The organism is Chryseobacterium sp. ZHDP1, assembly GCF_018603435.1.
Lineage (GTDB): Bacteria > Bacteroidota > Bacteroidia > Flavobacteriales > Weeksellaceae > Chryseobacterium > Chryseobacterium indicum.
Genome location: NZ_CP075682.1, coordinates 3662954 through 3676058, shown reverse-complemented (window position 1 = coordinate 3676058; position 13105 = coordinate 3662954). Strand labels below are relative to the sequence as shown.

General features: G+C 35.8%; 11 protein-coding genes. 4 read left to right on the top strand and 7 right to left on the bottom strand.

The window, feature by feature from the left end; all coding sequences use genetic code 11:
• Window positions 1-51: 51 nt before the first annotated feature.
• The 3 genes from KKI44_RS16860 to KKI44_RS16850 are packed head-to-tail and all read left to right on the top strand — an operon-like array spanning window position 52 to window position 2054.
• A complete protein-coding gene (locus tag KKI44_RS16860) occupies window positions 52-1326 on the top strand; it encodes a DUF2851 family protein (RefSeq protein ID WP_214588403.1) in 1275 nt (424 codons plus the stop codon).
• On the top strand, window positions 1319-1540 hold the full coding sequence (locus KKI44_RS16855) for a PspC family transcriptional regulator (RefSeq protein ID WP_029297636.1): 222 nt from the start codon (window positions 1319-1321) through the stop codon (window positions 1538-1540). The genes KKI44_RS16860 and KKI44_RS16855 overlap by 8 nt, the downstream gene beginning before the upstream one ends.
• A gap of 1 nt (window position 1541) precedes the next feature.
• Complete coding sequence (locus KKI44_RS16850; RefSeq protein ID WP_214588402.1) at window positions 1542-2054, top strand: GNAT family N-acetyltransferase; 513 nt, start codon at window positions 1542-1544, stop codon at window positions 2052-2054.
• Between the two features lie 50 nt (window positions 2055-2104).
• Here KKI44_RS16850 and KKI44_RS16845 read toward each other — a convergent pair whose 3' ends face one another.
• The 3 genes from KKI44_RS16845 to KKI44_RS16835 all read right to left on the bottom strand — a co-directional run bounded on the left by KKI44_RS16845 (window position 2105) and on the right by KKI44_RS16835 (window position 4474).
• Window positions 2105-2839 (bottom strand): SIMPL domain-containing protein, encoded by a 735-nt coding sequence (locus KKI44_RS16845; protein WP_214588401.1) that lies wholly within the window; start codon window positions 2837-2839, stop codon window positions 2105-2107.
• A 100-nt stretch (window positions 2840-2939) separates the two neighbouring features.
• Window positions 2940-3716: a carboxypeptidase-like regulatory domain-containing protein gene (locus KKI44_RS16840; RefSeq protein ID WP_214588400.1), complete on the bottom strand. Its 777-nt coding sequence runs from the start codon at window positions 3714-3716 to the stop codon at window positions 2940-2942.
• 8 nt (window positions 3717-3724) lie between these two features.
• Entirely contained in the window at window positions 3725-4474 is a 750-nt protein-coding gene (locus KKI44_RS16835; RefSeq protein WP_214588399.1) for a carboxypeptidase-like regulatory domain-containing protein, read from the bottom strand.
• 180 nt (window positions 4475-4654) lie between these two features.
• On the opposite strand from KKI44_RS16835, the gene KKI44_RS16830 reads away from it, so the two are divergent.
• Window positions 4655-7795, top strand: coding sequence for a UvrD-helicase domain-containing protein (locus tag KKI44_RS16830; RefSeq protein WP_214588398.1), 3141 nt, complete (start codon window positions 4655-4657; stop codon window positions 7793-7795).
• Between the two features lie 218 nt (window positions 7796-8013).
• Here KKI44_RS16830 and KKI44_RS16825 read toward each other — a convergent pair whose 3' ends face one another.
• From KKI44_RS16825 to KKI44_RS16810, 4 genes are all read right to left on the bottom strand, one after another.
• Window positions 8014-8523: a ferritin gene (locus KKI44_RS16825; protein WP_214588397.1), complete on the bottom strand. Its 510-nt coding sequence runs from the start codon at window positions 8521-8523 to the stop codon at window positions 8014-8016.
• 127 nt (window positions 8524-8650) lie between these two features.
• Complete coding sequence (locus KKI44_RS16820; protein ID WP_214588396.1) at window positions 8651-9115, bottom strand: hypothetical protein; 465 nt, start codon at window positions 9113-9115, stop codon at window positions 8651-8653.
• A 178-nt stretch (window positions 9116-9293) separates the two neighbouring features.
• Window positions 9294-10307 (bottom strand): hypothetical protein, encoded by a 1014-nt coding sequence (locus KKI44_RS16815; RefSeq protein ID WP_214588395.1) that lies wholly within the window; start codon window positions 10305-10307, stop codon window positions 9294-9296.
• A 136-nt stretch (window positions 10308-10443) separates the two neighbouring features.
• Entirely contained in the window at window positions 10444-13095 is a 2652-nt protein-coding gene (locus tag KKI44_RS16810) for a 4-alpha-glucanotransferase (RefSeq protein WP_214588394.1), read from the bottom strand.
• Between the last annotated feature and the right edge of the window lie 10 nt (window positions 13096-13105).

The window sequence follows — 13105 nt, the reverse complement described above, 5'->3', positions numbered from 1 at the left end:
ACACTTAATATTATTCAAATTATTTTTATTCTATATTTGCAGTAAACACTCATGACCGAAAAACTACTGCAATATCTCTGGAACTATAAAGTGTTCAAGCATTTCGACTTCAAAGATCTTGAAGGCAATCCTGTTGAAATATTAGACTTCGGAAAGTGGAATACAGATTCCGGTCCGGATTTTCTGGCGGCGAGGGTGAAGATCAATGAAATTACTTTTGTAGGAAATATTGAACTTCACGTAAAATCTTCCGACTGGATCTTTCACAGCCATTCACACGATCCCAACTATCAGAATATAATTCTTCATGTCGTTTTTCAGAATGACTGCGAGATTGAGGAACTGAAAAACAGAAACATTCCTACCATAGAATTAAAAGATCATATTGAAGAAAATATCCTGTGGAAATATGAAAAACTGATCGGCGGAACGCAGTTTATTCCCTGCGAAAATATTTTTGATCCCGGTAAAATTCCGGTTTATTTTCATGAAGAAAATGTTTTGAAAAAGCTGGCTGAGAAATCTTTAGAATTTGAGATGAACTTGGCACAGTTTAAAAATAATTTTGAAGCCGTTTTGTTTCATTCTTTAGCCTATTCTTTCGGATTAAAAGTGAATGCATTTATTTTCAGGCAAATTGCGGAAAGCATAGATTTTACCATCATTAATAAGATCCGGCAAAATGAAATTCAACTGGAAGCTTTATTTTTCGGTGTTTCCGGCTGGCTGGAAAATCCTGAGGATGAAACGATGAAAATCTGGAAGCGGGAATTTGATTTTATTAAGGCTAAATTCAACATTTCCAATCTTAAATTTCATCCTAAATTTCTGAGATTACGACCTCCCAATTTTCCTACGCTCCGTTTGTCGCAGTTGGCGAATCTCTATTTCACACATCAGAACTTATTTTCAAAAATCATTCATGTTAAAAATACAGGGGAGCTTTTCGAAATTTTTAAGGATGTAAAAGCTTCGGAATACTGGAATAATCATTATAATTTCGGAAAAATATCATCGGTAAATCATACCAAATTTGTATCGCGGGATTTTATAGAATTAATTATTTTAAACACCATTTTGCCTTTAAAATATACCTATCATCAATATCACAACGAAGAAATTGCAGACGAAATTCTACTTTTTTATAAAAACCGTCCGTCCGAAAAAAATTCAGTTATTACGGATTGGAAAAAGCTGGGCATGAAATGTAAGACAGCACTGGAATCGCAAAGCCTGATTTATCATTTTAAAAATTCCTGTGAAGAAAAAAATTGCTTAAATTGCGGTATTGGATTTAAAATTTTAAAAGAATCTTCAAATGCTTGACAATATCCGCCATAAAATGGAAAGAGAATGGTTTGGCGTTCTTACAAGAACGGGCGCAAAACTCGGAATTCCTGTTTCTAAACTGAGAGTTTTTTTCATCTACTCTACTTTTGCCACGGCAGGATTTTTCTTTTTAATTTATCTGGGACTGGCATTCACACTTTGGGTGAAAGATATTTTCATTACCAGAAGACCCAATGTTTTTGATTTATAATATGGAATTTTTACAAATTACTTCTACAGAAGATTACAGGGTTAAAGAGATTTTTGAGGCATACTGCAAAACGTTTCCGGAAGATGAAAGAAGAGACTGGAACAAATTGTCTCCGCTGTTCTCACACCCTAAAGTGAAAATAATTTCTGTGCTTCACGAAGCTAAAAATATTGGCTACCTCATCATCTGGGAACTCAGCCATTTTGCTTTTGTGGAACATTTTGAAGTGTTTGAAGAATTCAGAAGTCAGAAACTGGGATCACATATTACCAACTATCTTTTTGAAAATTATCCCAGAATTGTTCTGGAGATAGAACACGGGCATTTAACAGAAGATACGAAAAGACGCTATTCTTTTTATCAGAAAAACGGGTTCAGCCTGATTGATGAAATGTACGTTCAGCCAAGTTACGGCGAAGGAAAAAACCCTTTGAATTTATGGCTTCTTGCTAATTATCAGCCCGAAAATCTAAAGGAAGTAAAAGACGAAATCTACGATATTGTTTATCATTAAAATATAAAATCCGAAGTTTCAAATGCTTCGGATTTTTTTCCAGTTAAAAACTAATTTACCTGATATTCCAGCTTTATGGTAATACTTGCTTCCTTATCTTTTGAAGCGGTATTAAAGGTTCCTCCATAAGAATAATCTTCATTGGAATTCGGAGCCGTGATCTGGATAACGCCCATGGTTGCTTTTTTCAGATTTCCCAGGCTGCTTCCTGAATTTTCAGCAATTTTTTCCGCACGTTCTTTAGCATCTTTTGTGGCAGAGGCAATCATTTCCTGTTTCACCGTTGCTAATTTGGTATAAAAATAATTTGGCGAAGACGATGTAAATTCTATTCCTCTGTTGATAATTTCCGTAATATTTCTCGAAAGATTTTCGATTTTCGCAACTTCTTTACTTTCAATCGATACAGTCTGCGTAAGGTTGTATCCGGTAAATTCATTCTGAACGTTATTCCCGTTATTATCTGTATAATTTTTGAACTGTTTCTGGATATCAACAGAAGAAAAAACGATCTCATTTTGCTTTACTCCTTTTGATAATAAATAATCGTTGATGGTTTTTCGGTCTAAAGCCAGTTCATCATAAGCCGATTTCAGGTCAAAATTATTCTTAGAAAAACTTCCCGACCACGTAATAAGATCAGAAGTAAATTGCTTGGTTCCCAAACCCGTTACAGAAATGGTATTTTCAGATTTGTTTCTGTTTTTAATGGCGTTTCCTAAAAGTCCGAGACCGATAACGAAACCCAATGCTGCAATAGCAATCGAAAGAATGTTTTTATTCATAAAAATTTGTGAATTTGTTTGTTACAATAATTTTAATGTCTGTTTACTGAAACTATTGCATCAATTCTTATTCCAAATTTTAAGATTTTCTTAACATTTATTAATGATTTTTACTCTCTTTGATTCTGTTGACAAAAACAGGTATTGCATCGTCCATTCTGGATAAAGCTCCGGATAAATTTTTAGCTCTTACGAAAGTTCGCGTTTGCGGTTTATTCACAAATGCAAATTCTATAAATTCTGAAATTCTTTCGGCAGGAATGCCTTCTTTTGTAAAATATTCGTCTTCTACCCTGTTTCTTATCCACGCAATGTCTTCCTGAAGATCATCATACCTGTATTGACGCTTCATTCTTCTTGCGTCGCCACTGATAAGATCATACAATCCCTGAACATTCAGGCTTCCTAAAAGAATCGGAATTAAAACCTGCTTTACTTCTGCCGGTTTTTCTCGCATTTTCCCGACAGGCTGAGGTAATCCGACCGCATCTTCCACTATTTGTCCTTGATCGGTTTTTGCAACAGCCTTTGAATCTTTATCAAGATCTCCGGTAATTTTAGCCACTTTTACTTCTTCAATTTGTTCTGCAATTCTCGTAAGCTTAATATTCAGTTCTTTGTTTAAACCATACATTGCTTTTATGGAAGATCTTTCGAAACCGTTTCTTACAAACCGGATTTCGTCATCCGGCGAAAGAATATCTATGGAAAAGGTTCCGTCATCCGCGGTATACGTTTTTTTATCCGCAGAAATATTCATTATGGTAACGGATGGCAGACTTACTCCGTCTTCATCGGTAATCTTTCCCGAAATTTTTTGCTGTGAAAAACCATTCACAAACAGAAAAAGCAGAATAATAATTAACCTGATATTCATAAGATTATTTATTTTTGAGGCTGCGGCGATTTGTAGGCTGAAATTCTGCCCAACACTGCATTTTTAAACCGATTCATATCTGCTTCTGTACAATAGCCGTATTTCAGAATGTTTTTCCTTTCAAAACCTGTTCTTAAAATATAGAGAATAAAATGCTGAATCTGCGGTTTGGAAATCTGAAGCTCCTCAAAGAAGGTATTTCCTAAAGAATTTTGCAGATAATTCATCAGATCCACATCGTCCCATTTGTTTTTAACTTTCCCGAAACTGTAAATTCCTTTGGTTACCGGCTGTACAAATTCTCCCGGTCTGGCTGCCAAAACTCCCGGAGCCGACTTTTGGGACATATATTTTGCCAGATCGTTCTTCAGTTTTTCAACTTTTCTTGGCGGATTAAGATTTTTAGCATCGATCTTAATATCTCCGGTGATATTTTTCTTAATTTCAACTTCTGCAATAAGTTCCGCCGCTCTTATCATTGTTACATTCACCGGAGCCGTAATATTTTCCTGTGTAATTTTACGGTTTGTACGCTCGTAGCCGGCTTTTATAAAACGAAGTTCGTCTCCCGCTCTTCCCGAAATCATGAAATGACCATCACGATTCGTAAGAACCCTTTCATCTGTCCGGATGTTAATTACCGTTACTTCCGGCATCTCATTATTATCTTCGGAAGTTACTTTCCCGAAAATATAATTCTGAGCGTGGCTGTTGATGAAAAAAAGAGAAGCTAATACAAAGAATAGTTTTATTTTCACAGGTTATTTTTTATAAAGCAAAACTAAAGTTATTTTTAAATTAAACCATAAGTTTAACCACAGTTAACGTGTTTTAGGATTTCTTTTAGAATTTTATTTTTAAAACTGTTAAATAGCAGCAGAAAATTGTTAAAATTTCACTTAAAAATTAGCTAACTTGCACTTTGAATTCCACTAAAAATGCAAAATTCTTACACGGTAATTAATGCTTCGGCAGGTTCTGGGAAAACCTATGTTCTGGTGCAGAGGCTTTTAATGATCTGTCTTCGGTATCCTAATCAGCAGCAGTCGATCAGGAATATTCTTGCGTTGACATTTACCAACAAGGCAGCCAATGAGATGAAGGAAAGAATTCTGACGTGGCTCGGAAATTTTTCCAACGATAATTTTGCAGAAAATCCGGATTTAAAAAATATTCAGAAGGCATTTGAGGAAGAAGGTCTGAAAATAACGATCGATGAACTGCATCACCGCGCAAAAAAAATGCTGGATTATGTGCTTCATAATTATTCTACTCTGAATATCGGAACGATTGACCGTTTTAATTCCCGTCTGGTAAGAAGTTTTTCTTATGAACTGGGACTCGCCAAAAACTTCAATCTGGAAATTGAAGCGGAACCTTTTCTGATTGAAGCGGTTGATAAAATGCTCGATCAGATTGGCGAAAACGAAGTGATCTCCAACTCTTTCATGGATTATGTGGATTACAGTCTCGAAAATAATGAAAGAATAAACCTGAACAAAAGTCTTTACGGTTCGGCAAAAGAGTTCGTGAAAGATATTCATTACGAGCATCTTAAAAGCAATAAAGATTTCGACAGTACGAATTACGAAAACATCAAAGACACGCTCCGAAAAGAAATTGCCCAAAACAAAAAACAGGCGGTTGAACTCGCTACACGATCCATCGAATTATTCAGATCAAGGAATATTGAAATCGAAGATTTTGCACAGGGAAAAAACGGAATCGGAGGCTTTTTTACGAAAGTATTAGACTTTTATCATCAGAAAAGACCTGGTTTTCCTTTTCCTACGACTGCAGAAGAATCTGTTGTGAATAACTACCGGAAAGGAGCTTCGGCAAAATCAAAAAACAAGGAATCTGAAATTCTTGAAATTCTTGATCAATTACTGGATTACAGAATGCAGCTTATTCGGCTGTACATAGAAACCCAGAAAAAAGAGAAAATTTTATCCGCACTTTTACCTTTGAAGGTAAATAAAGACATTCAGGATGAGCTGAAGAAAATTGAGGAAGAAAACGACCTTGTTTTGCTTTCTAAATTTAATATTTTAATTAACGAAAACCTTCGGAATGAGCCTTCGGCATTTATTTATGAAAAAGTAGGTTCGCAGTTTCAGCATTATTTCTTTGATGAATTTCAGGATACTTCAGAATTGCAGTGGCAAAATTTTATTCCTTTGAGAGATCATGCCATTTCATCAGAAAATACTTCTTTTACGTTGGTTGGAGATCCGAAACAGAGTATTTACCGTTTTCGTGGAGGGGAAAGTAAACTGATGCTCGATATCATCAACAAAAAAGAATTTTCTCCTAAACAGGCAGATTTGCTGGTTTTAAAAGACAATTGGCGAAGTGCAAAAAATATTGTCCACTTTAATAATGAATTATACAAATTTCATTCTGAATCTTTAGCAGAAGAGCATAAAAATATTTTCGGAACTGATGCCGAACAAAACCCGAAATCTTCCATCGAAGGCCGTGTAAAAGTAAATCTGATTGAAAATCTCACCAATGAAGATTTTTACAACGATACGTCCGAAAGCATGAGGAAAGATATTCAGGAAATTCTGGATAACGGCTTTAAATTCTCGGACATTACGATTCTCTGCCGCGGAAATTTTGATATTTTCAGCTATTCTCAAAAACTGGGAAATCTGAAGGTAAATTACAAAGGGGAAGAAACAAATATTAAAACGATTTCCGATAAAGGTCTTACCTTAGAATTATCCAACACGCTTAAAGCCGTCGTTGAATTCCTGCGATGGGAAAGTAATCCGAAGAACAAGCCCAACCTCATCATGATGATGTATTATCTGAATAAACTGGGAAGAATTCAGATGAAAGATTTCACTTTGGAGATGAAGGAAATTTTAGGATTTGAAACGCATGAAGAGACCGTCCATTTTATTCAGGAAAAATATGCTCTGAAGATTAAACAGGACAATTTTCCGAGATTCAATCTGTACAACTTTGTTGAATATTACATTAATGAGTTTTCTGTTGAAAATAAAGAGACTGATTTCCTGCTGAACTTTCTTGAAATGCTTTTCAATTTCACACAAAATGCAGGAGCGAGTACGAAAGAATTTCTGAAATATTGGGATGAGGAAGCTTCGGCGTATACTATTCAGGCTTCGGAAAATATTGATGCAATTCAGATTATGACGATCCACAAAGCAAAAGGTTTGGAATTCCCGATTGTTTTTATCCCGATGATTAATAAAAACCGTGATGCCGAGTTCACCAATTGGTTTGAAACGAGCAATGACAGTGCTTTAAAGTCTGTGAATATTAATCAGTTCAGTAAAAATCTTGAGGTGTATGATGAGGAAATCCAATATTTCAATCTTCAGAATTCTTATAAAAACTTTGTAGACAGGCTGTGTCTGCAATATGTTGCGACAACACGACCTGTAGAACAATTGTACTTTTATATCCAAAAAGCGAATAAAACGTCTAACAATCTGGAATTGTTGGAGTTTTTACAATCTAAAAATCCGGAAAATCTGGAAGAATTTGATTTGTATGAAGTGAATCCGGAAATGCTGAAAAAACATTCAAGAGATAAAACCTCGCATTTTGAAACAAAGGATATTCAGAATTTAAAAAATATCAACGAAAAAAATACATCGATTAAAATTGCCACTCCGTCAAAAAATTATCAGGTACGGGTTGAAAAAGTAAGAATCGGGCTTTTCGTCCATGAATTACTCTCGCAGATTAATACAGCGAAAGACATCAGAAAAGTTCTGGAATGCTACGTTCTCGATGGTCATATAACCCTTAAAGAAAGTGCCGAAATCGAGAAAAATTTAAAAGAAATCATAGAAAATAACGCTGAATTTTTTGATGAAAAATGGCAGGTTATCAACGAAAAAGACATCATGATTTCCGAAAACGGTGAAAGCAGTGTGTATCGTCCGGACAGAATTTTAAAAAACGCTGAAGGTTACGTAATTGTAGATTTTAAAACCGGTGAAGAATCTGAGAAAAATGACAGACAAATTGCCCATTATAAAGATATTCTGGAAAAACTGGGAAAAAAGGTTTTGAAAACGCAGCTTATTTATTTGTAATGATAAATTGGATCAGAAAATATCATGTTTATTTTTGGATTATTCTTATTGAAATTTCGGTCAACTGGAAGATAAAAATGTCCTTCTCAAAAAGCCCGGAGTAGAAAATATACTGGAGAAAATTCCTTCTTCTGGCTGGTTTTGGGAAAATTACTTTTAAAACAAGTTTCGGGGGCACCAAAGGTGCCGCCGAAACTTATTATTATTTAAATACAGAATTAAGCTGTTGTATCCGGTGCGAAAACTCTCTGCGCCAATTCCTGATCAAAAAGATATAAAGCGGATGGATTATCGCTTACCATTTTGATTTTGGTAACCAACTGAGATGCACTTGCTTCTTCTTCTACCTGCTCGTTGATGAACCACTGCAGGAAAGAAGTCGTAGCAAAATCGCCCTCGTCATTTGCATTTTTCACAATATTGAAGATGCTTCTTGTTACTTTTTTCTCATGTTCCAGTGCTTTTTCAAAAATGTCGATTGCGCCTGCAAATTCGTGGGGTGGCTTTGCGATTTCTCCGATAATAATTTCTCCACCTACGTCATTTAAATAATCGAACATTTTGTCGGCATGCATTAACTCTTCTTTGCTCTGTACACGGAAATAATTGGCAATCCCGTCAAGATCCTTACCGGAAAACCATGCAGACATAGAAAGATAATATTGTGCAGCGTACTGTTCGTGAGCTATTTGTTCGTTAATTAATTTTGCAATTTTTTCGCTAACCATAAGTCCTAAATTTTCAGTCAAAATTAGGGAATAAAACCCCGAAATCAAAAGTTTTAGCAGAAATTAATAAAAAGGACGGAATAAATCCCGTCCTCCTACACATTAAAAAATCAAAATTATAAACTACTTAATTCGCATCCGGAGCAGCCGTGTTCATTGGCTTGTGCATCCTTCCGCCCTTCATTCCTCTTTCTTTCATTGCCACTTTTCTCTCTTCCATTTTTGCTTTTCTGTCCGCCTGCCATTTATCATATTGCTGAGGAGTAAGAATCTGTTTCATGTCGGCATCCATCTGTGCTCTTTTTGCCTTCATTTCTTCCATTTTAGCCTGTCTCTGATCTTTATTTTTTTCAAAATCAGCTTTCATTTCGGCTTTTCTTTTTTCGTGAAGTGCTTTAATTTTATCTACCTGAGCCTGATTTAAGTTTAAATCTTTCTGCATCTGCGCCATATGTTCCTGCTCTCTCTGCTGAAATCTTTCTTTCATTTCAGCTCTTTTAGCCTGTCTGTCCTGTGGTTCAGGAGTTACCTGTTGTGCCATTGCAAAACTTCCCATTCCGATAAATGCTATTGCTAAAACTAACTTTTTCATTTTTTTAAATCTTTAATTAATTGTTATACATCTTTTTGATTATTAGTTAAAATGAAAGTTAAAACACAAATCACATAAAAAAATGTTAAATTTTAACATTAATTTTTTAATGATAAAAATAAAAAAGAGCAGATCATAAAAATCTGCCCTCACACCACTTAAATATAATATATGAAAATTAATTTCTTGCAAATCCGGTTCGGAATCCGCCGTTTCCTCTGCTTTCTCCTCCCCCTCTGTTCTGTTCTCTGGGAGCTGAATTTTCGTTTCCTCTGAATCCTCCGTTGTTTCTGAAACCGCCTCCATTATTTTCAATTCTCGGAGCTTCTTCTCTTCTTACTTCTCCGCCTCTGAAACCTCCACCTCTGGTTCCGCTGTTTTCAGTTCGCTCGTTTCTGAAACCGCCATTGCCCCTAGTAGAACCTATTTCATTCCCTCCACGGAAACTGCCATTATTCCGTACTTCATTATCGTTTCTGAAAAACGGACTATTGTTTCTGTTTTCTGTTTGATTGCGGAAACCTCCGTTATTTCCATTTCCATCTCTTACACCGCCACGGAAACCATTATTAGGTCTGTCGCTTCCTCTTACGATATTAAAAGTAGGGTTATCATAGCTACGGAATCTAGTTCGGTCTACTCTGTAGATATTGATGTTTACATTTCTGTAGCGCGGCATCGGTCTGCAAATCCCTGCATAATGCGTTCTTCGGTAATTCTGGAAATAAACTACAGGGCTGTATCCTCTGTAATAATTATTCTGGAATACAACGAAAACTCTCGGTCCCATAATTCTTTCCAATGCATAGAATCTGTCATAATACCATCTGTCCGGATTGTATCTGTAGAAATTGTTCCATGTGGAAAAACTTACATACAGATTATTCAGTCTCAGGATCTGGTCTATCTGCCAACGATTAAGCCTGTTTTGGGCGAAAAAGCCATTCCAGTTGATGCTTATAATGCTGTTCCTGTAATCATTGTAATTGGTCTGGTAATAATCCTGTGGATAATAATCCTGCGGATAATTGTAGTAATAATCATCAGGGAAATAATTCTGATCGTCTTCATCGCTGTAATAGCCTCCGTCATTCTGATAATAGCCGTCATCTCCCCAGCCATTATTCGGATACTGCTGAGCAAACGATAAAGTCGCCATACCCAAAGCAAAACTGATTAATATTTTTTTCATTTCTATAGTCGTTAATTGGTTAATATAGTCGAATTTTCTCTTCTATCTTTTGGATATAAATAAAAAAAAGAAGTTAAATCTTCCGATCCAACTTCTTTTAATTTATCATTAACTAACTGATAATCAAATGTTAAATTTATATTCTCCCGCTATCTTTAATCCAGTAGGCTATTTTTTGATTGAAATCTTTCTGCTCCTTCAGATCTTCCAGATTAAGATGCATTCTGTATCTCCAGTAATGTGGAAAAACCGCAGGATTGTTGATTCTTTCATTATCCATTTTAGGATTGCGAAGATTTTTATCCGTTGCTAAAAACTCCTGAATCGGGAAAATTGCCAGCATCGAATCATTATAAAGATGCTGTTTCATTATAATTTCAGCTAAATGAGGATCCAGTTCTTCCGGAGCTTTTCCATACTGTACCAACTGCTGATTGAAATACTTTTGTGTAAGCGCAGGATCTTCTTTCCACCATTGTCTCAACGTCGAACTGTCATGTGAGGAAGCCGTAACAACATTCAGATAACCTGCATCTTTTGGATTATAAAAAGGAATATTATCCGAAGGCATTCTCTGAACTTTTAAAGCAATAATCGCGAGTTCATCCATTACAACAGGAACACAGTCCGGAACAAGGCCTAAATCTTCTCCGCAGATCAGCATTTCTGTAGCATTAAGAATCATCGGAAGTTTTTCCATCGCTTTTTCAAACCAGAGATGATCCTGTCTTTTGAAGAAATAATCGTGATAAAGGTCATAGATGGATTTTTTCTCCCAATCCGAAAGATATTTATAAGATTCTGTGTTGTACACATTAAATCTCGGATGATAAACAACCTGCCCGTTTCGTTCTTCAATTAAAAATAAAACATTGGCACAAAGAGAAATCAACTGATCTTCAATCGGACCTCGTGGATTTTTCTTAAAAAAGTCAGCTAATTTGCGCTGTGTATTAAATTCTTCTTTAAATGAATAGGTTCCGTTCTGGTTATTATTGATGAACTCAAGCGCTTTTCCACTGTTTTCGCCTAAATATTTCCAGAGAATCTGATCATTAATAAAAGGTTTGCAGTATCTGTCGAAATTAAAAGGAATATGTCTTGCACTGAATTCTTCCAGCGTAATAGGAACGGCAGGATAAAAATATCCTAAAATTCCCTGAGTTGCAGAGACCGGCATTCTCCATATTCTGAAAAATCCTAAAATATGGTCGATTCTCATCGCATCAAAATACTGTTCCAGTGCTTTGAATCTGTTTTTCCACCACTTGTAATCATCAGCTTTCATGGCTTCCCAATTATACGTAGGAAACTCCCAGTTCTGCCCCAATTCTGTGAACTGATCCGGCGGTGCTCCAGCCTGAAAATCCATTCCGAAAAGTTCAGGTTCCGTCCAAGCTTCCACAGAATGTCTGTAGATTCCGATCGGAAGATCTCCTTTCACGGAAATTCCAAGGTTATGCGTATAATCAATCGCATCCTTTAATTGCTTATGAAGCTGATACTGAACCCATGCATGAAGCATAGAAGCATCATAATCTTTACTTTTTGCAGAGAAAAATGCAGAAACCTTTCCTGCAATGTATTTTTTATGCGTTTTCCATTCGTTGAAATTCGGAGTTTTGTATTTATCTCTCAACACACAGAACGCGGCATAAGGAAGAAGCCAGCTTTCGTTATCTTTTATGAATTTCTTAAAGTTTCTGTCTTTGTAGATTTTTTCTTTATCTTCATTGAAAACGGCGGTCAGATATTTCCATTTTCCGGAAATCATCTTTTCGTAATCGATTAATTCTAATGAATTTAGTTCTGACTTTTCAGCCTGATAATCTTCAATTAAATCTTTCGGTAACGCAAAATCGAGATTCTCAATGGAAATATACTGCGGATGAAGCGCGTACACAGAAACTGCCGCATAAGGATAAGAATCTGTCCATGAATAATTTGCCGTTGTATCGTTAATCGGCAGAATCTGGATAATTCCGAGATTAGTTTCCTTTGCCCAGTCTGCCAGTTTTTTCATGTCAGAAAATTCACCAACACCGAAACCGTCTTCTGTTCTCAAAGAGAAAACAGGAACCGCAACTCCTGCATCGTGATACATCTGATACAGTTTAAACTTAAAATAATGATCTGAAACAATCTGTAAAACGTCTTTCGAATGATTTGGTAATGCAAATCTGTTTTCGCCGGTTTCCACATCGATCACTTTATCTTTAGCTGTATCGTAAAGACAATACTTATATTGAATAACTTCGTTTTCGGGAATTTCCAGAGAAGTTTCCCAAATTCCGAAATCAGTCTGAGACAAATGAATTACTTTTTCGTAATTCCAGTTTCCTAATGAAGCCGTACTTCCGAATACAACAATCTTCCAGTCCGGATTATAAATCGGAGCCTCTATTCTGAATACATGCGTATGCTTTTTCAGCACAGAAACTTTTTCCGGCTTGAAGGTGTTCAGTTTGTTGTAGAGAATTTTATTATTGAGATAATTTTCAGGGAAATTTTTATTATTCCATTCATCAAAAATTACAAATTCCTTGTAATTGTGCGGAAAAGTAAGATGATGCGGAACAAATTCCTCGCGAAGAATATTTCCTCTTTCATCAACAAGCTGATAGTAGTATGATATGGTTTTGGAAAAGTAATCTACCTCACACTTCCACAATCCGTTTTCTCCGTAAAACATAGCATGAGTCTGATGTACAGAGCCTTCGTCTTTGATCATCAATTGCAGATTTTCTCCAACTTTTGTACTGTAACCTACATTAAAGTATAGCTTCATTTATATTTTT